The sequence below is a fragment of the Micromonospora sp. CA-246542 genome, from assembly GCF_050942905.1.
In the GTDB taxonomy this organism is placed as follows: domain Bacteria; phylum Actinomycetota; class Actinomycetes; order Mycobacteriales; family Micromonosporaceae; genus Micromonospora.
Genome location: NZ_CP192040.1, coordinates 6712937 through 6731813 on the forward strand (window position 1 = coordinate 6712937; position 18877 = coordinate 6731813).

12 protein-coding genes and 1 pseudogene are annotated in these 18877 nt (G+C 73.7%); 5 read left to right on the top strand and 8 right to left on the bottom strand.

What is annotated here, in order from left to right:
- Positions 1 to 27 precede the first annotated feature (27 nt).
- Both ACQP0N_RS31285 and ACQP0N_RS31290 read left to right on the top strand, forming a co-directional pair.
- Positions 28 to 2574, top strand: a pseudogene (locus ACQP0N_RS31285) (FtsK/SpoIIIE domain-containing protein); the annotation flags it as partial.
- A 187-nt stretch (positions 2575 to 2761) separates the two neighbouring features.
- Positions 2762 to 3460, top strand: coding sequence for a hypothetical protein (locus ACQP0N_RS31290; protein ID WP_433116126.1), 699 nt, complete (start codon positions 2762 to 2764; stop codon positions 3458 to 3460).
- 37 nt (positions 3461 to 3497) lie between these two features.
- Here ACQP0N_RS31290 and folE read toward each other — a convergent pair whose 3' ends face one another.
- The 4 genes from folE to ACQP0N_RS31310 all read right to left on the bottom strand — a co-directional run bounded on the left by folE (position 3498) and on the right by ACQP0N_RS31310 (position 7490).
- Positions 3498 to 4163 carry a GTP cyclohydrolase I FolE gene (gene folE / locus ACQP0N_RS31295; RefSeq protein ID WP_355052593.1) on the bottom strand — a complete coding sequence of 222 codons (666 nt, stop codon included), beginning with the start codon at positions 4161 to 4163 and terminating at the stop codon, positions 3498 to 3500.
- A gap of 35 nt (positions 4164 to 4198) precedes the next feature.
- Positions 4199 to 6220 (bottom strand): ATP-dependent zinc metalloprotease FtsH, encoded by a 2022-nt coding sequence (gene ftsH / locus ACQP0N_RS31300; RefSeq protein WP_355052501.1) that lies wholly within the window; start codon positions 6218 to 6220, stop codon positions 4199 to 4201.
- A 444-nt stretch (positions 6221 to 6664) separates the two neighbouring features.
- On the bottom strand, positions 6665 to 7240 hold the full coding sequence (gene hpt, locus ACQP0N_RS31305) for a hypoxanthine phosphoribosyltransferase (RefSeq protein ID WP_355052502.1): 576 nt from the start codon (positions 7238 to 7240) through the stop codon (positions 6665 to 6667).
- A 100-nt stretch (positions 7241 to 7340) separates the two neighbouring features.
- Complete coding sequence (locus ACQP0N_RS31310) at positions 7341 to 7490, bottom strand: hypothetical protein (RefSeq protein ID WP_355052605.1); 150 nt, start codon at positions 7488 to 7490, stop codon at positions 7341 to 7343.
- A 138-nt stretch (positions 7491 to 7628) separates the two neighbouring features.
- On the opposite strand from ACQP0N_RS31310, the gene ACQP0N_RS31315 reads away from it, so the two are divergent.
- Positions 7629 to 8609 carry a GlxA family transcriptional regulator gene (locus ACQP0N_RS31315; protein WP_433116129.1) on the top strand — a complete coding sequence of 327 codons (981 nt, stop codon included), beginning with the start codon at positions 7629 to 7631 and terminating at the stop codon, positions 8607 to 8609.
- Here the strand turns inward: ACQP0N_RS31315 and tilS are convergent.
- The 3 genes from tilS to dacB all read right to left on the bottom strand — a co-directional run bounded on the left by tilS (position 8596) and on the right by dacB (position 12348).
- Positions 8596 to 9588: a tRNA lysidine(34) synthetase TilS gene (gene tilS / locus ACQP0N_RS31320; RefSeq protein WP_433116131.1), complete on the bottom strand. Its 993-nt coding sequence runs from the start codon at positions 9586 to 9588 to the stop codon at positions 8596 to 8598. The two genes, ACQP0N_RS31315 and tilS, sit on opposite strands and share 14 nt — an antisense overlap.
- A gap of 10 nt (positions 9589 to 9598) precedes the next feature.
- Positions 9599 to 10669 (bottom strand): zinc-dependent metalloprotease, encoded by a 1071-nt coding sequence (locus tag ACQP0N_RS31325; protein ID WP_355052505.1) that lies wholly within the window; start codon positions 10667 to 10669, stop codon positions 9599 to 9601.
- Positions 10670 to 10803: 134 nt separating this feature from the next.
- The gene (gene dacB / locus ACQP0N_RS31330) at positions 10804 to 12348 is read right to left on the bottom strand and encodes a D-alanyl-D-alanine carboxypeptidase/D-alanyl-D-alanine endopeptidase (RefSeq protein WP_433116133.1); all 1545 of its coding nucleotides are present in this window, start codon (positions 12346 to 12348) and stop codon (positions 10804 to 10806) included.
- Positions 12349 to 12802: 454 nt separating this feature from the next.
- Here dacB and ACQP0N_RS31335 point away from each other — a divergent pair, with 454 nt between their 5' ends.
- Entirely contained in the window at positions 12803 to 13309 is a 507-nt protein-coding gene (locus ACQP0N_RS31335; RefSeq protein WP_355052506.1) for an inorganic diphosphatase, read from the top strand.
- A 31-nt stretch (positions 13310 to 13340) separates the two neighbouring features.
- Here the strand turns inward: ACQP0N_RS31335 and eccD are convergent, their stop codons facing one another.
- Entirely contained in the window at positions 13341 to 14744 is a 1404-nt protein-coding gene (gene eccD / locus ACQP0N_RS31340) for a type VII secretion integral membrane protein EccD (protein ID WP_433116135.1), read from the bottom strand.
- A 101-nt stretch (positions 14745 to 14845) separates the two neighbouring features.
- Here eccD and eccCa point away from each other — a divergent pair, with 101 nt between their 5' ends.
- Positions 14846 to 18829 carry a type VII secretion protein EccCa gene (gene eccCa, locus ACQP0N_RS31345; protein WP_433116137.1) on the top strand — a complete coding sequence of 1328 codons (3984 nt, stop codon included), beginning with the start codon at positions 14846 to 14848 and terminating at the stop codon, positions 18827 to 18829.
- The last annotated feature ends 48 nt before the right edge of the window (positions 18830 to 18877 follow it).

The following is an 18877-nucleotide window of genomic DNA, read 5'->3' on the forward strand; positions in this document are numbered from 1 at the left end:
GAGGGGTTGCCGACCTCGGGTGAGGGGGTGGACACGGTGGCCGGTCCGAAAGCACGCACGAACCGCGCCGCGGCGTTGCACCGCCGGGCTGCCGCTGTCGTCACCGCCGCCGCCGGGATCCTCGACGAGGTGCGCCCGGCCCCTGCCGATCAGCGTCGCCAGTACGAGTTGGCCGAGCGGCTTCAGCTGGTTGCCGCGCGGCTGGCCCCGGGCTGGTCGGGGGCCGCTCTGGATTCACTCGACGTGGGGTCTCCGGCGGGTGACGGCCCACCAGCGTTCGTACGGGTCGGCACGGCGGCGCCCCTGGACGACGCCCGGTTCCCCGCTCTGGTGCCGCTGGTCGGCACGGGCCATCTGAGCGTGGATGCCGACGGGCGGGAGCCGCGGGTGGCGGGGCTGCTGCGGGCCGTTGTGCTGCGGCTGCTGGGGGCCGCGCCCGCGGGCGCGCTGCTGGTACGCGCGGTGGATGCCACAGGCGCCGTGCTGACGCCGTTCGGCGCGCTGGCCGACGCCGGGCTGCTGCCCCCGCCGGCGGTGGACGTGGCGGGTCTGCGCGCGGTGTTGACGGAGGCGGAGCAGTGGGTGACGCCGGGGGCGAGCGGACGGCGTCGTCACGACCGTACGCTGCTGCTGGTGGTCGCCGCGCTGCCGGAATTGACCGGCCCGACCGACCTGGCGCGGATCGAGACGCTGGCCGAGCAGGGACCGGCGGCGGGGCTGCACCTGGTGGTGGCGGGGTGGCCGCCGTCCGGCCCGTACGCGTCCCGGGATCCGTTGCCCCGGGCCACCTCGCTGGTGTTGCGCAACGCGTACGCGCTGCTCGGAGACCCGCCGGGCGCATCGTTCGCGAGCCCGGGGGCCGAGGCGCCGGGTGGGATGAACTCACCGGTCTTCGTGGAGACGGACCCACCGGCGGATCTCGTCGACGCGGTCTGTCGACGGCTCGCCGCCCAGGTGGAGGCGGGCTCCCGGTTGGCGTTGGCGGATCTGTTGCCGGAGACGGGCGACAGCCTGTGGGCGGCGGATTCCTCGGACAGCCTCACCACGATGGTGGGGGACGCGGGTGGTCGGCCGGTGCCGCTGGGCTTCACGGAGCTGACGCCGCACTGGCTGGTGAGTGGCCGGTCCGGTGCGGGTCGTGCCGCGTTCCTGACCACCGCCCTGCTGGGGCTGGTCGCCCGGTACGGCCCGGACGATCTGGCGCTCTACCTGGCGGATCTCGGCGACGGCGAGTCGTTCGTGGAGTTTCTGCAGACCGAGCGGGACCGCTCCTGGGTCCCGCACGTGCGGGCGGCGGCCATGGCGGCCGACCGGGAGTACGTCCGGGACCTGTTCGACCAGTTGACGGCCGAGGTACGGCACCGCGCGGAGGCGGCGGAGCGGGCCGGCGGGCAGCGCTTCGCGGAGCTGCGCCAGCACCGCCCGCTGCCTCGCATCGTCTGTGTGGTGGACAATGTGCCGCTGCTCTTCGCCGAGCGGGATCGGCTGGCCACCGAGCTGGCCGCACAGGTGGACGCGCTGGCCCGGTCCGGTCGGGCGTACGGCGTGCACCTGGTGCTGGCCGGTGCGGGTGAGCTGGGGTTGAGTGCCCGCACGGACGCCGGGCACCGGGATTCGGTGCTCGGGCAGTTTCCGGTACGGGTGGCGTTGCCGGGCGGCGGCCCGGTGTTGGAGCCGACGAACGATTCGGCCGCCGGTCTGCCGGTGGGCAGCGCGGTGGTGAACACCGCCGGTGGGTTGGGCGGCCCACGTGGCGCCATCCGTGGTCACGAGCGGTTGGTCCGCCACCCCGATCCGCTCGACGATCCGGCGGTGGTCGAGCGGCTGCGACACGAGCTGTGGGCGGCCCGACCGTCGGATGCGGTGCCGCCGGTGGTGTTCGCCGGGTACGCCCGTCCGCTGCTGGGCAACGATCCGCGTCACCGGGCGGCCCTGGCCGGGCAGGCAGGTTGCCCGGCGGCCCTGCTGGGCCGGGCGGTGGACGTGGCCCGTACGACGGTCGCCGTACCGTTGGGGCCCGCTCCTGGACGTAACCTCGCGGTGCTGGGCTCGGGCGCGGCGGCGGGTGGCCTGCTGGCGACGGCGGCCCGGAGCACCGCGAGCCACCATGCGGCGGGCACCGCCCGGTTCGTGGTGGCCGCGCCCGACCAGGGGGCTCGCCCGCTGGCGGAAGCGTTGACGGCCGAGCTGGCCGCCCGTCATCCGGCCCGACTGGTGGACCTGCCGACGCTGTTGGCGGACGCCGACGACGAGCTGCCGACGTACCTGGTGGTCTTCGGGTTGGATCGGCCCGGGCCCCGGGATCTCCCTGCGGATCGGTTGCGGGCGCTGCTGCGGGACGGGCCACCGGCGGGCCGGCACCTGCTGGGTTGGTGGCGGGCGGTGCCGCCGTTCGCCGCGCTGCTGGAGCCGGACGGCGAGGTCGACAAACTGGCCGCCGTCGTGGCGCTGGACGTGCCGGCCGCGCAGCTCGCCGCCGTGTTCGGCCGGCCGGTCCAGTGGCGGGCGCGCCCGGACCGGGCGGCGCTGTGGGATGGTCCCGACGAGCTGGGCACGATCCTGGTGCCGTTCGCGGACCAGACCGGCCGCACGGACCAGACAGGCCACACGGACCAGGCAGGCCGCGCGGACCAGGCAGGCCACGCGGACCAGGCAGGCCACGCGGACCAGGCAGGCCGCGCGGACCAGGCAGAGCGCGTGGACGAGACGGGTCGACCGGGCGATGCGGGGTGAGACGGCGATGCGTGCGGAAGGTGCCGACGTGACGGCGACGGTGACCGGTCCGGGTCCGCAGCGGACCGCCGGTCCGGACGCTGGCACGGCACCTGTCGACGCCTGGGCCGAGTACCTGGCGGCGGCCCGTCAGCTCGATGCGGTCCGTCGCAGCGCGGCGACCGCCGCCGGTGAGCAGGCCCGCTCGGCGGAAGCCGCCCGGGAGGAGCTGACGGTGGTGCGCGCCGGGCTGGCGACCCAGCAGGAGCGGTTGCGGGAGCGGGGCGTACCGGCGATCTCGCTGGTGCCGTCGCCACCGGAGCTGACGGAGGCCGCCCGGTCGATGGCCGGCGGCCCGGCCGCCGTCCTGGCCGCGCTGCGGACCGCGCGGGGTCGGGCCGAGGCGGCGGACGCGGCGTTGGCCGCGCGGCGCGGCCTCCGACCGACCTCCTGGCCCGCGCGGGCCCGCAACCTCCTGGTGTACGGGCCGCTGGCGCTGCTGGCGCCGCTGATCCAGATCATCGTGTACGCGACGACCGGGTCGGGCCCGGCCAGCGTGATGGCCCTGGTCGGCGGGCTGCCGATGCCGGCGGTCGCCTTCGTCGTCGGCTGGGTGTGTGTCGGCCGGGTGTTCCGTGCCGCCCCCGACGACCAGGTGGATCGCACGGTGCGCTTCGGCGTGCTTGTCTGCCTGGTGCCGGCGGTCCTGGTCACGACCGGCCTGCTGCTGGCCCTGCTGGCCGGCTGACCCGCCGAGGGCGGGCACGGCCAGATCAAGAGGTGGGTCAGCGGGGAAGGATCAGGGCCATCGCCTCGGCCCGCGACTTCGAGTCCGTCTGCAGGATGCCGCGCACCGCCGAGGTGATGGTCTTGGCCCCGGACTTCTGGATGCCGCGCATCGCCATGCACATGTGCTCGCATTCCAGCACGACCACGACGCCGCGCGGGGCCAGCTTGCTCATCAGCAGGTCGGCCACCTGCGAGGTGAGCCGCTCCTGCACCTGAGGTCGGCGGGCGAACACCTCGACGAGGCGGGCCAGCTTGGACAGGCCGGTGATCCGCCCGTCCGGGCCGGGGATGTAGCCGATGTGCGCGCTGCCGCGGAACGGCAGCAGGTGGTGCTCGCAGAGGCTCATCACGTCGATGTCGCGGACGATCACCAGCTCTTCGTGGTTGGCCTCGAAGGTGGTGCTGAGCACCTGTGCCGGGTCGACGCGCAGGCCGGCGAAGAGTTCGGCGTACGCGCGGGCGACCCGGGCGGGGGTCTGTTGGAGGCCGTCCCGGTCGGGGTCCTCGCCGACCGCGATCAGGATCTCGCGGACGGCTCTCTCGATCCGGCCGAGGTCGACCGCGTCCTCGACGGGACGGCCGGTCAGCTTGCCGCTGATCAACCGGGCGGCGACGTAGTCCAGCTCGTCGTCCCCGTCGGGTTCGGTCGCGGAAACGGCCAGCTCCCGGTGAGGGGAGCTGGCCGTCGGGTCGTTGCTCAGTGCGTACCGTCCGAGTTGTTGCTGGACGGCGACCCGCCGCCGACGGACGCTTGCGCGCCGTCGGCCTCGGCCTGTGCCTTGAGCTTGTCCTTCTCCGCAGGGGTGAGCACGGGCGGCTCGGTGGACGGCTGGCGCTTGCCGAACCCGTTGTACGGGGCGAGCGGCGGGCGCTTGACCACCCGGGAGCAGATCCGCGCCATGTCGGCCGTGGAGAGGGTCTCCTTCTCCATCAGCTCGAGCACGATGTTGTCCAGGACGTCCCGGTACTCGACCAGGATCTCCCACGCCTCGTCGTGCGCCAGCTCGATCAGGGCCCGCATCTCGCCGTCGATCTCGGCGGCGACCGAGTCCGAGTAGTCCCGCTCGTGGCCCATGTTGCGGCCGAGGAACGGCTCGTCTCCGCTGGTGCCGTACTTGATCGCGCCGAGCTTGGAGCTCATGCCGTACTGGGTGATCATCGCGCGGGCCAGCTGGGTGGCCTTCTCGATGTCGTTGCCGGCACCGGTGGTCGGCTCGTGGAAGACCAGTTCCTCGGCGGCCCGGCCGCCCAGCGCGTACGCCAGGGTGTCGATCATCTCGGCGCGGGTCTGGGTGTACTTGTCCTCGGTCGGCAGCACCAGGGTGTGGCCCAGCGAGCGGCCACGGGACAGGATCGTCACCTTGTGCACCGGCGCGGCGTGCGGCAGCGCCCAGGCGACCAGCGCGTGCCCACCCTCGTGGTACGCGGTGATCTTCTTTTCCTGGTCGCTCATCACCCGGGTCCGTCGCTGCGGACCGGCGATCACCCGGTCGATCGACTCCTCCAGGGAGTCGTTGTTGATCGCCCGCTGGTCCTTGCGGGCGGTGAGCAGGGCCGACTCGTTGATCACGTTGGCCAGGTCGGCGCCACTGAAGCCGGGGGTACGCCGGGCCACCGAGTCGAGGTCGACGTCCGGCGTGAACGGCTTGCCCTTGGCGTGCACCCGCAGGATGGCCTTGCGGCCCTCCATGTCGGGGGCGTCCACCGGGATCTGGCGGTCGAACCGGCCCGGGCGCAGCAGCGCCGGGTCGAGGATGTCCGGCCGGTTGGTGGCGGCGATCAGGATGACGCCGCCCTTGGTGTCGAAGCCGTCCATCTCGACGAGCAGCTGGTTGAGCGTCTGCTCACGCTCGTCGTGGCCGCCGCCCATGCCGGCGCCACGGTGCCGACCGACGGCGTCGATCTCGTCGACGAAGACGATCGCCGGAGCGTTGGTCTTGGCCTGCTCGAACAGGTCGCGGACCCGACTCGCGCCGACACCGACGAACATCTCGACGAAGTCCGAGCCGGAGATGGAGTAGAAGGGCACCCCGGCCTCGCCGGCGACCGCGCGGGCCAGCAGCGTCTTACCCGTTCCGGGCGGGCCGAACAGCAGCACACCCTTCGGGATCTTGGCACCGAGCGCCTGGTACTTCGCGGGGTTCTGCAGGAAGTCCTTGATCTCGTGCAGCTCCTCGACGGCCTCCTCGGCACCCGCGACGTCCGCGAAGGTCGTCTTCGGGGTGTCCTTGGTGATCATCTTCGCCTTGGACTTGCCGAAGTTGAGCACCCGGGAGCCGCCGCCCTGCATCTGCGACATGAAGAACAGCAGCAGGAGCACGAGCAGCGCGATCGGCAGCAGGTTGACCAGCAGGCTCACCCAGATGCTGTCCGAGGAGACCTTGGCGTCGGCCGGGCCGGTGACCCGGTTGGCCGCCTTGGCCGCCAGCACCTCGTTCCAGATCTCGTCGCCCACCTGGTACGGGAACTGGGCTTCGATCCGGTCGGTGGTGGTGTCACCGAACTTGGTCTTGTTCTTCAGGTCGAGCTGGAGCGTCTGCTCCTTGTCCTGGAAGATGACCTTGTTGATCTGGGCGGTGTGGAGCTGGTCGAGCGCAACGGAAGTGTCCACGCGGTGGTAGCTGGGACCAGCGGTGAACAGCTGACTGAGCACAACGGCGCCGAGGATGACCAGGATGATCCAGACCACCGGTCGGCGGAAGAAACGCGTACGTTCCATACTGTTGTCGAGCGCCGGAGCGCCCGCATCCTCCTGATCGACGTCCTGACCGTCTGATGGTGTCGCCGCGGTGAGCGGCGGCCGGAGCCGCCGTGCGGGCCGGCCTCGACCCCGAGGCACCGAAACTGCCGCGCCGCGGTCATTCGACGGTACACCGTGTACGCGAGGAGTGAGCTTGCGAGCCCCGCAGTCGTACACAATCCCAGCGATGACCCCCGCGGTCGCGCACCATCGAATCGGGTCCGGGTAGGAACCGGCGTGACGGGGAGTCCGGCCCGGCCACCCGAACGCCCGGTCACGCGGTCGAGGGGTCGGACGCGGAGTTACCTCCACGCCACCGGGGTCCACCGTAACCGTAAGAGCTGAGAGCCCGCTGAACGTCGGCTTGATGAACGCCGATACGAATCGTCCTCGCCCGGGTCGGCGGCGGGCCGACGTCCCGGCTCAGGAGCGGGCGTAGACCTCGGGCTTGAGCACCCCGACGTAGGGCAGTTCCCGGTAGCGCTCGCCGAAGTCGAGGCCGTAGCCGACCACGAACTCGGTGGGGATGTCGAAGCCGACGTACTTCACCGGCACCGGCACCTTGACCGCCTCCGGCTTACGGAAGAGCGCGACCACCTCGACGCTCGCCGCCGAGCGCGACTCCAGGTAGCGCAGCAGCCAGGAGAGCGTCAGACCGGAGTCGACGATGTCCTCGACGACCACGACGTGCCGACCGGCGATGTCACGGTCGAGGTCCTTGAGGATGCGGACCACCCCGGAGGAGGTCGTGCCCTGGCCGTACGAGGAGATGGCCATGAAGTCGAGTTCGGCCGGCGGGCCGCTTCGGCCCAGAGCCCGGGCGAAGTCCGCCATGAACATCACCGCGCCCTTGAGCACGCAGACCAGCAGCAGTCCGTCGCCCACGTGGGCGTAGTCGGCGGAGACCTGCTTGGCCAGTTCCGCTGTCTTCTCGCGGATCTGCGCCTCGGAGATGATCACGTGGTCGATGTCGGCGTCGTACCAGGAGCCGTCAGCCATGACTCCTAGCCTGCCGTACGTCGGATGGCCTCCGTCGGCGGGGCCGCACCTTTCGGCACGGTCCCGCCCAGGATTTTCACCGCAAAGGGTACTAAAGGCATCAGCTGGTACGGGACCGCCAGCGGCGGCCGTCCTCGCTGGGCTTCCAGTCGGCCGAGTCGTGGCTGTCCACGGTGAGGTTCGCCGCCGAGGCGGCGACGAGCAGGACGAGGAACAGGAGGAAGAACAGGAACTCCATGGCGGCGCTCACTTTCGCGTGATTGCTGTCGGTTTCGCCGCCGGTGCGCACCGGACTGAGACCAGTCTGCGCCGATGCGCAGCGCCCGGACAGTGGCAGAAATGCCATTGGTCATCGATTTACTGCCACCTTTCGGGTTACCCTCGTCACATGCTCCGATCCGTCGCCGTCCTTGCCCTGGACCAGGTCGCTCCCTTCGAGCTCGGGGTGCTCGCGGAGGTCTTCGGCACCGACCGGACGGCCGACGGCTTCCCCGCGTACCGCTTCGACGTGTGCAGTCCCGACGGCGCTGCCGTGCGCACCTCGGCGGGCTTCCACCTCACGCCGAACGCCGACCTGGCCCCGCTCGAGGAGGCCGACCTGGTGGCCGTTCCGGCACACGGTCAGGGCACCGTCGTACCCGACTGCGTGCTCGACGCGCTGCGCCGCGCCGACGCGCGCGGGGCCCACCTCATCAGCGTCTGCTCCGGTGCCTTCCTGCTCGGCGAGGCCGGACTGCTCGACGACCGGGAGTGCACCACCCACTGGCGGTACGTGGACGAGCTGCAACGCCGGCATCCCCGCGCCCGGGTGCGCTGCAACTCCCTGTACGTCCAGGACGGTCGGCTGCTCACCAGCGCCGGCACCGCAGCCGGTATCGACGCCTGCCTGCACCTGGTCCGCCAGGTGCACGGCTCGGCCACCGCGACCCGGCTGGCCCGGCGGATGGTGGTTCCGCCGCACCGCGACGGCGGCCAGTCGCAGTACGTCGAGGCGCCGATCCCGAAGGCCCCCGAGGCGCCCACCCTGGAACCGGTGCTGGAGTGGCTGATGGGACACCTGGACCGGACGATCACGGTGGAGGAGTTGGCCACGCGCGCCGGCATGGCCCCCCGGACCTTCGCCCGGCGGTTCCGGGCGGAGACCGGCACCACACCGCACGACTGGCTCACCAACCAGCGGGTGCTGCTCGCCCGACGCCTGCTCGAGGAGACGCCGCTGAGCGTGGAGGCCGTCGCCGATCAGGCCGGTTTCGGTGACGCCGCGGCGCTGCGCCACCACTTCAGTCGCCGGGTCGGCGCCACCCCGCACAGCTACCGGACCACGTTCCGGGACCGGACCGACGGCGCGGCGGCCCTCAGCCCGAGGTGAGGACCGCCAGTCGGTCGCCCCGGCGAAGTACGCGAATGCCCCCGGGCAGGTCGGTCGGACCCTGACCGTGCCAGTCGGTGACCAGGGCGTCCAGCGCGCCGACGTGGCGGTGCGACAGCGCGCCCCCGACCGCGCCCAACTCGAGGGCCCAGGCGTGCAGCACCCGACCGCGTACGGCGGCGGTCAGGCCGGCCAACTCCGCCACCGCGAGCCCACCGGCGGGATGCCGGGATGTCACCAGCGCCCTCGCCGCGATCTCGTCGAGGGCGGTGTTGTCCGCCGCCACCAGCCGGGCGGTACGCGCCAGGTTGTCCACCACGCCCGGCCCGAGCGCCCGCACCAACGCCGGCAGCACATCGGCCCGCACCCGGGAGCGGGCGTACGAGGGGTCGGTGTTGTGCGGGTCCTGCCAGGGGCTGAGCCCGAGGACGGCACAGGCGGCGCGGGTCTGCTCCCGGCCGATCTGGAGCAGCGGACGCACCAGCGGCACCCCGGCCAACTCCCGCCGATCGGGCATCCCGGCCAGCCCGCGCGGGCCGGCGCCCCGAGCCAGCGCGAGCAGCACCGTCTCCGCCTGGTCGTCGCGCGTGTGGCCGGTGAGCACCGCGACCGCCCCGTGCTGCCGTGCGGCCTCGGCCAACGCCTCGTAGCGGGCCTGGCGGGCCGCCGCCTCCGGCCCGCCGGGACGGCCGGCCACGTCCACCCGCACCGCCACGGCCGGCGCGAACCCGGCCTCCCGGGCCCAGGCGGCCACCGCCTCCGCGCGCCGTGCCGAACCGTCCTGGAGGCCGTGGTCGACGGTCACCAGGCCGGCGGGAAGACCCAGCCGGGGCGCCACGAACACGGTCGCCGCCGCCAGGGCCAGCGAGTCGGCCCCACCGGAGCAGGCGACCAGCACCGGACCGCCGGACGGCAGGTGGGTCAGCGCGCGACGGACCGCCACCCGGATCGCGGCCACCGGTGGGGCGAGCGCGGCCACCGGCGGACGGTCAGCCGGCGGACGGAACGGTGCCGGCCGGGCCGTGCACGCGTGCCACCCAGGCGTCCGGGTCGCCCAGCTCCGACAGCCGGGGCAGGGTGAGCGGTGAGTTGAAGATCTGGTTGAAGCCGTCCATGCCGACGCGCTCGACCACGCCGTGCACGAACTTGCGACCCTCGGCGTACTGGCGCATCTTGACGTCCACCCCGAGCAGCCGACGGATCGCCTTCTCCAACGGGTTGCCCGCCTCGCGGCGACGGTTGAACGAGGCCCGGATTCGCTCCACGCTCGGGATCACCTGCGGGCCGACGCCGTCCATCACGAACTCGGCGTGCCCCTCCAGCAGGGTCATCAGCGCGGTGAGGCGGTCGAGGACGGCCCGCTGAGCCGGGGTCTGCACGATGTCCAGCACGCTCGTCCGGCTCTCCGGGTCGCGGACCGCCTCGGACAGTGTCGCGACACCGCGCCGCAGCCGCTCGACGAGGTGTTCACCGCCGGCGGACGAGGCGTCCACGAACGCCTGGACCTCGCCGAGGAAGTAGGCCCGCATCCAGGGCACGGCGGTGAACTGGGTGCGGTGGGTGACCTCGTGCAGGCAGACCCACAGCCGGAAGTCCCGGGAGTCGGCTTCGAGCTTGCGCTCCACCTCGACGATGTTGGGCGCCACCAGGAGCAGCTGGCCCGGGTCGGCGGAGAAGACCTCGTACTGCCCGAGGACCCGGCCGGACAGGTAGGCCAGGACCGTGCCGGCCTGCACCCCGGTCAGCCGCGACCCGATCGCCTCGGTGAGCGCGCCGGGCTGCTTGTCGCCGGACAGCCGGCTGACCAGTGGGGTGATCACCTCACGCAGCCCGGCGATGTTGGTGGCCGCCCAGTCCCGCCGGTCGACCACCCGCACCGGCGGGTGCGCCACCTGCGCCCGCAGGCCGGTGTAGTCGGCCACGTGCCCGGCGGCCTCGTCGGTCAGCCGACGCAGGTCGCCGACCACGTCGGTGGCCTCGGTGTACGACACCCGGGGGCCCGACTTGCTCAACGCCCCCGCGGTGGCGGCGGCCAGATCCCAGTCCACGAACTGCGCCATGAACCCACCGTACCCGCGTCGCGACACCCCGGCCCGGGCTCGCGTCGGCGATCGACGCCGGTCGCGGCCCCGCGTTCCGACCCGGACCGGGCCCCGGAGCTGGTCAGCGGCAGCCGGAGCCGGCCCGCGGACGGTCAGCGGCAGCCGCAGCCGGCCAGTGCGGAGGCGATGCGGTCCAGCGCCGGTTGGGCGGTGTCCGTTCCGCCGGGCACCTTGTCGGTGAGCACCGCGAAGGTGAGCAGTCGGCCGTCGGCGGTGGTGACCAGGCCTGCGATGGCGTGCACCCCGGTCAGGGTGCCGGTCTTCGCGCGTACGGCGCCGGCGCCGGCGGCGGTCCCCGGGGCACCCCGGTAGCGCTCGCCCAGCGTGCCGGACCAGCCGCCCACCGGCAGGCCGCCGAAGACGCCGGCCAGTTCCGGATGATCCGGACTCGCGGCCAGTCGGATCAGGTCGGTGAGCAGGGACGGGCTGATCCGGTTGCGACGCGACAGCCCACTGCCGTCGGAGAGGGTGATCTCCTCGGCGGGCAGGCCCAGCTCCGCCACCTCGGCGTCCATCGCGGCGGCGCCGCCGTCGAACGACGCCTTCTGGCTGCGCGCCAGGGCCACCTGGCGGGCCAGCGCCTCGGCCAGCAGGTTGTCACTCTCGCTGATCATGATGTCGACCAACCGGATCAGCGGTGGCGACTGCACCACGCCCAACTCCGTACCGGCTGGCGGGGTGCCACCGGCGGCGGTCGCCAGAGCCGGAGCCGTACCCCGCTTGACGGCGCTGGTGGGTACGCCGAGCAGCCGGGCGAACGACCGGCCGGCGGCCAGGTCGGGCTCGGGGACCCGCTCGGCGCCTCCGCGCTCGGCGCCCGGGTCCTTGCGCGCCCCGTCGGTCATCAGCGCGGTCACCGCGCCGCCGTACCCGCCGGTCGGGATGTCGTCGTCCCAGCCGGGGCCGTACACCGGGCCGGAGTAGATCGTGCCGTCGACGGTGACGCTGGTCGGGGCGGTGCCGCCGAGGGCGGTACGCACCTGCGCGGCCAGGTCGTCCAGGCGTGCCGCGCCGGGGTAGTAGCCCTTCTTGTTCACCGCGAGCGTGGGGTCACCGCCGCCGACGATCACCACCTCGCCCGGTTTGGCACCGGCCACCGCCCGGGTCGGGATGCGGAATCCGGGGCCGCGGGCGGCCAGCACGGTCACCGCCGTCGCCAGTTTGGTCACCGAGGCGGGCACCGTTCCGTCGTCCGCGCCCTTGCCGTAGAGCGTCTGGCCGGTGGCCACGTCGGCCACCGAGACGTTCACCCGGTCACCCAGGGCGGGTACGTCGACCAACGGGTCGAGCGCGGCCCGTACCGCGTCGGCGCTGGGCAGCGGAGCGTTCGGGTCGGGTCCGTTCAACACGTCCGACGGGTCGGGTTCGGGGCTGGGGCCGGCGGCGGTCGACTCGGACCCCCCGTCGTCGCCCAGCCAGCCCGCGACCGGGCCGGGACGGGCCACCACGACACCCACACCGGCCAGCACCAGCAGCACCACGACGGCCAGCACGGTCACCAGTCGCCCGCGACGGCGGGGCGTGGTCGGCGGCGTCACCGGCGGTTCCACGTCGGCCGTCGAGGGCAGCGCGGAGATCGGCGGACCCAGCGGCGGTACGCCGCGCGGATCGCCGGCGGTCGGCCGCTCGCCGGGCATCGGGCCACCCCAGGTGGGGCCGCTCGGGGCGGGTCGGACCGACGCGCGACCCGGGGGTGCGCGCCGCCGGCGGGGCGGTCCGGGCCGAGGACCGGGAAGCGACCGTTGTTCGCTCCCGCCGGGGCCGAGCCGGACGGACGCCACGGCAGCGGCGGTGGCCGCTCGGGAACCGACTCCTCGGGGGTACGGGGGAAGTGCGCGTCCGGCACCGGGACTCTTCCGGTCGCCCCACCGGAGCCGGATCGTCCGGTACCGCCTGCGACGCCCCCGTCCGGACGGTAGTGTGAATCTTCCCTCCCCACGACCCCCTCCTCCCCCAACGAAAATCGGCTTGGGTGACACTACTTCGGTCCGAAGACTATGCGGCGGCCGGAGTCGACGGGTGGGCATTCACCTGTCCGGAGGGCCGCCAGTGGTTCCGTTAGCCAGCGTGGGCAGACGAGGGAGCGTGCAGATGGATTTCGACGTGACGGTTGAGATCCCGAAAGGTCACCGCAACAAGTACGAGGTGGACCACAAGACCGGCCGGATCCGGCTGGACCGCACCCTGTTCACGTCCACCCAGTACCCGGCCGACTACGGCTTCATCGAGGACACGCTGGGCGAGGACGGCGACCCGCTGGACGCGCTCGTGCTGGTCCCCGAGCCGACCTTCCCGGGCTGCCTCATCCGCTGCCGGACCATCGGCATGTTCCGGATGACCGACGAAAAGGGCGGCGACGACAAGGTCCTCTGCGTTCCCTACGAGGACCCTCGCCAGGAGCACCTGCGCGACATCCACCACCTGGGCGAGTTCGACCGCCTGGAGATCCAGCACTTCTTCGAGGTGTACAAGGACCTGGAGCCCGGCAAGTCGGTCGAGGGCGCGACCTGGGTCGGCCGCACCGAGGCCGAGGCCGAGATCCGCGCCTCCTACCAGCGGGCGCGCGACGCCGAGGCGCGCGGCGAGTCCACCCACTGACGTACGACGACCGGCCGGGCCCGGGAGCTGCTCACCCGAGCAGACCCCGGGCCTTGTCGTACAGGTCGAGCACCGCGCAGGCGACCGGCACCACGGCGACCACCAGGGCCGTGTCGGTGAGGTCCGCGACCCGCCCGAGGTACGGCGAGACCGGTCGCCGGGCGTACCCGGTGCCGGCGGCCACGGTCACCAGGCCCAGCGCCGCCCCGCCGAGGACCAGCGCCAGGCGGCCGGTGTCGTCGGCCCGGTCGACCAGCACCGCGCCCAGCACCGCGTAGCCGGCGAGCCCGGCGAGCACCGTCGGCACCCGGTGCCGCAGCGCCACGAACAGCCGCGACCGCAGCAGCAGCACGGCCGAGACCACCGCCACCAGCACCGGGCCGGCCGTCCCACCAGCCACCCCGAGTACGACAGCGGCCCCGACCGCCAGCACCGCGTGCCCGAGCAGCATCCCGGTGAGCATCTCCTCGGTGCGGGCGACCGCCGCCTGCACGCGGCCCAGGTCCGGTAGGTCCCCGGGGCGCTCCGGCTCGACGGCGGGCGGGGTGGCCGGCAGGGTGATCGGCGGCAGCGGCAGCTTGCCGAGCCGGATGGCCAGCAGCGGGATCGCCCCGATGGCGAAGACCAGTGCGCTGAGCAGCACCGCCGCCGTGCCGGCAGGGGTCAGCGGCAGCGCGCCGAGAGCCGCGCCGGCACCGAGCAGGCCGACCGTTACGCCGGCCACGAAGATCCGCTGCCGGCTCGCCACCCCGAGCAGCCCGACCAGTGCCACGAGCAGCAGCGCCACCGAGCCGGCCAGCAGTTCGGCCGCGCCGACCCAGCGCACCGGTACGAGCGGGCCGACCGGGTCACCCGAGCCGACCGCGAGGGCGCCGGCCACGAAGGCGTACGGGAGCGCGTACCCGCCGAGCGTCGCGCCGGCCGCACCGTCGCCGTTGGCGCGGCTAGCGACCGTACCCGCAACGGTGAGCAGCAGCGCCACCACGGCCGCCGCGACCCAGCCGCTGGTGGACGTCGGACCGCTGGCGAGCAGGGCGAGCAGCCCGACGGCGAGCGGTACGGCGGCACCGGCCAGACCGGCGACCCGGGTGGCGGCGGGTGACCAGGCTCCGCCACGTCGACGGGCGCCGTCGACGATCGCCTCCACGACGTCGTCGTACTCCAGCTCGGGCCAGTGGGCGCGGGCCGGCACCAGGTGCAGCACCTCGCCGTCGCGGACGCCCTGCGGCAGCAGCGCCTGCGCGGTCGCCAGCAGCGCCCCGTCGGTGCGGCGCAGCACCCAGCCGCCGTGCCGTTCCCCGTCGTCGGCCAGTCCCTCGCCGGCGTGCCGGAGCACGTCGGGCAGCAGCTCGGCCAGGGGGACCTGCTCCGGCAGGGCGACGTCCACCCGCCGCTGGGGGGCGCTGATGGTGACGCGGGCCAGTCCGGTTGTCATCGACCGGTCTCCATATCGAACGGCATCGGAGGCTGCGGGGACGACAGGACTTTACCTACCATGAGCCAGGCTCGGGTTACCCAGCGCAGTCAGGAGGCCGAGTGTCCACCGTCGTCATCAAGCGCCCACCGCGTCGGCCAGCGCCGGAGATCCCCGTCGGCGAGCTGCCCGTCGAGGCGCCGCCGGAGATCCCGGCCGTGGCCGGCGGCCGGTGGCAGCAGGCGCTGATGGTCCTGCCCATGCTCGGCGGCACGGTGGCGATGGCGATGATGTTCGGGCGGGGCGGCGGCGCGTACTCGTACGTCGTGGGCGGCATGTTCGGGCTCTCGTCGCTCGCGATGTTGGTGACCACGTGGGGCAGCGCCTCGGGCACCCCGAAGAAGTCCGAGATGATGGCGGCCCGCCGCGAGTACCTGCGCCACCTGGCGACGCTGCGCCGTCGGGTCCGGCAGACCGCCGGACAGCAGCGCGCGAGCCTGTACTACCGCCACCCCGACCCGGGCCGCCTGTGGTCGACCGTGGACAGCCGCCGGGTCTGGGAGCGCCGCCCCGGCGACCCGGACTTCGCCGTGGTTCGTGTCGCCGTCGGGCCGCAGACCCTGGCCACCCCGCTGGTGCCGCCGGTCACCCGGCCGCTCGAGGAACTGGAGCCGATGACGGCCGGCGCGCTGCGCCGCTTCCTGGACGCGTACTCGGTGGTGCCGGAGCTGCCGGTGGCCCTGTCCCTGCGCAGCTTCGCCCGGGTGCACGTGCGCAGCGCCGCCGGCAGCGGCCCGACCACCGGCGGGCCACCCACGCCCACCGGTGACCCGGCCGCGCAGGCACTGGCCCGGGCCGTGCTGATCCAGCTGGCCGTCTTCCACGCGCCCGACGAGCTGCTGATCGCGGTCTGCGCCGGCCCCGAACGCCGGGCCGCCTGGGAGTGGGTGAAGTGGCTTCCGCACGCGCACCACCCCGCACGCACGGACGCGCTCGGACCCGCCCGGCTGGTGACCTCGTCGGGCGCGGAGCTGGAACGGCTGCTCGCCGACGTGGTGGCCAGCCGCTCCCGGTTCAGCCCGGCCGGTCCGGCCACCGACGGCCCGCACGTGGTGGTGGTCCTCGACGGCGGCGACCTGACCGGCGCCACCGACCTGACCGGCGACGGCGGCATCGACGCGGTCACCGTGCTCGACCTGGAGACGCCACCGCCGCGCCTGCTCGACCGGTACGCGCTGCTGCTCGAGCTGCGCGGTCGGCGGCTGCACTCGTGGTCGGTCGAGGGGCACGCCGAGGTGGGCAGCGCCGACCACCTCGACCTCGCCGACGCCGAGGCCGTCGCCCGACGGCTGGCGCCACTGCGGCTGGCCGGCACGGCCCGCGGCCCGGACGCCCCACTGGAGATCGAGCTGGGCCTACCGGAGCTGCTCGGCCTCGGCGACCCGGAGAGCTTCACCGCCGAGCAGGGTTGGACGCCGCGCTCGCCCCGGGACCGGCTGCGGGTGCCGATCGGGGTGGGCGTCGACGGTGGCGCCATCGAACTGGACCTCAAGGAGTCCGCCCAGGACGGGATGGGCCCGCACGGTCTGCTCATCGGGGCCACCGGGTCGGGCAAGTCCGAGCTGCTCCGCACACTCGTGCTGGGGCTGGCCGCGACGCACAGCTCCGAGCAGCTCAACTTCGTCCTGGTCGACTTCAAGGGCGGTGCGACCTTCGCGCCGTTCGACCGGCTGCCACACACCGCCGCCGTGATCACCAACCTGGCCGACGCGTTGCCCCTGGTGGACCGGATGGTCGACGCGATCAACGGCGAGCTGGTCCGCCGGCAGGAACTGCTGCGCCGGGCCGGCAACTTCGCGAGCATGCGTGACTACGAGCGCAGCCGCACGGCCGGCAGCCCGCTCGCCCCGCTGCCGTCGCTGCTGCTGATCTGCGACGAGTTCTCCGAGCTGCTCTCCGCCAAGCCCGACTTCATCGACCTGTTCGTGCAGATCGGTCGGCTGGGTCGGTCGCTCGGCGTGCACCTGCTGCTCGCCAGCCAGCGCCTGGAGGAGGGCCGGCTGCGCGGGTTGGACACGCACCTGTCGTACCGGATCGGGTTGCGCACCTTCTCGGCGCTGGAGTCCCGCACGGTGCTCGGCGTGCCGGACGCCCACGAGCTGCCCCGCTCGCCGGGCCACGGTTACCTGCGCGCCGGCACCGATCCGCTGGCCCGGTTCAGGGCCGCGTACGTCTCCGGCGCCGTGCGCCGCCGGGCGGCCACGGCCGGCGGCACAGCCGGCGAGGAAGCCCGCCTGCTCACGTTCACCACCCACGCCGTACCGCTGCCCGCGCCGACGACACCGGCCCTGCCCATGGTGGCCGAGGACGAGCCCGACCGGGAAACCCTGCTCGACCTGCTGGTCGACCGGCTCGTCGGGCAGGGCCCGCCCGCGCACCAGGTGTGGCTCGCCCCGCTCGGTGACCCGCCGACCCTGGACGAGTTGGTCGGCACGGTCGAGGTGGACCCGGCGCGCGGGTTGACCGTGGCGAATCCCGAGCTACAGGGGGCGCTGGGCGTGCCGGTGGCCGTCGTGGACCGGCCGTTGGAGCAGCGCCGGGACCTGCTCTGGCTGGCCCTGGACGGTGCGGCCGGGCACGTGGCGGTGGTCGGCGCTCCGCAGAGCGGCAAGTCCACGGCACTACGGACGCTGATCTGCGCGTTGGCGCTCACCCACACCCCGGCCGAGGCGCAGGTCTACTGCCTCGACTTCGGCGGTGGCGGCCTCGCGGCGCTACGCGGCCTGCCGCACGTGGGCGGGGTGACCGGTCGCGCCGACCCGACCGCCGTACGACGCACCGTCGGCGAGCTGACCACACTCCTGGCCGACCGGGAGCGCCGCTTCGCCGAGTTGGGCGTGGAGTCGATGGCCACGTACCGGCGACGTCGGGCCGCGACGGCGACGACCGATCAGCCGGACGCCGACCCGTACGGCGACGTCTTCCTGGTGGTCGACGGCTGGAGCACCCTGCGCAGCGAGTACGAAGACCTGGAACCGCTGGTCACCGATCTGGCGACCCGTGGTCTGTCGTACGGGCTGCACGTGGTCGCCACTGCCCTGCGCTGGCTGGACTTCCGCCCGGCGATCCGGGACCTGTTCGGCTCCCGGCTGGAGCTGCGCCTCGGCGACCCGGCCGACTCCCTGGTCGCCCGGCGGGCCGCGGCGAACGTGCCGGAGCGTCCCGGCCGGGGGGTGACGGCCCAGAGCCTGCACTTCCTGACCGCGCTCCCGCGACTGGCCGGGCCGAACGGGGGCACCGCCGAGCTGGTCGAGCGGATCACCGACAGCTGGCCCGGGCCGGTCGCGCCTCCGGTCCGACTCCTCCCGCCGGTGCTGCCGTACGCCGATCTGGATCTCACCGCCACCACCGGGCTGCGGCTGCCGATCGGTGTCGCCGAGGCCGACCTACGGCCGGTGCGGCTCGACTTCGCGGCCGAGCCGCACTTCGTGGTCTTCGGGGACGCCGAGTGCGGCAAGTCGTCGTTCCTGCGGGCGCTGGCCACGTCGATCACCACCCGGTTCACGCCGGAGGAGGCCCGGGTCATCCTGGTGGACTACCGGCGCAGCCTGCTCGGCGCCATCGAGACACCGCACCTCATCGGCTACGGCACCGCGGCCGCGCACACCGCGGACCTGGTCGAGTCGGCCGCCGGTTACCTCCAGCGGCGGGCGCCCGGGCCGGAGGTCACGCCGCAGCAGTTGCGCGACCGCTCGTGGTGGTCGGGGCCGGAACTGTTCGTGCTGGTCGACGACTACGACCTGGTGGCGACCGGGCCGGCGAACCCGTTGCGGGCGCTGGAGGAACATCTGCCGCACGCCCGCGACGTCGGCCTGCACCTCGTGCTGGTCCGCCGGTCCGGCGGCGCGGGCCGGGCCCAGTACGAGCCGATCGTGCAGCGGCTGCGGGAACTCTCCACCGCCGGACTGGTGATGGCGGGCAGCCCGGAGGAGGGCGCGCTCGTCGGGCCGGTACGCCCCGGGCCGCTGCCACCGGGCCGTGGTCGGTTGGTCACCCGGCGAGAGGGCGTACGCCTCGTCCAACTCGCACATTTGCCGCCACCGTGACCTGTCTTCGCGGTTCCCCCCGTGACGCGTGGGGAAACCGGTAATCTC

Excerpts from the sequence above, each read along its gene's own strand:
- ACQP0N_RS31325 (WP_355052505.1), bottom strand. The coding sequence starts at position 10,669 with ATGGCGCAGTTCGTGGACTGGGATCTGGCCGCCGCCACCGCGGGGGCG.
- eccD (WP_433116135.1), bottom strand. The coding sequence starts at position 14,744 with ATGACAACCGGACTGGCCCGCGTCACCATCAGCGCCCCCCAGCGGCGG.
- ACQP0N_RS31335 (WP_355052506.1), top strand. The coding sequence starts at position 12,803 with ATGGATTTCGACGTGACGGTTGAGATCCCGAAAGGTCACCGCAACAAG.
- ACQP0N_RS31315 (WP_433116129.1), top strand. The coding sequence starts at position 7,629 with ATGCTCCGATCCGTCGCCGTCCTTGCCCTGGACCAGGTCGCTCCCTTC.
- ftsH (WP_355052501.1), bottom strand. The coding sequence starts at position 6,220 with ATGGAACGTACGCGTTTCTTCCGCCGACCGGTGGTCTGGATCATCCTG.
- hpt (WP_355052502.1), bottom strand. The coding sequence starts at position 7,240 with ATGGCTGACGGCTCCTGGTACGACGCCGACATCGACCACGTGATCATC.
- dacB (WP_433116133.1), bottom strand. The coding sequence starts at position 12,348 with ATGCCCGGCGAGCGGCCGACCGCCGGCGATCCGCGCGGCGTACCGCCG.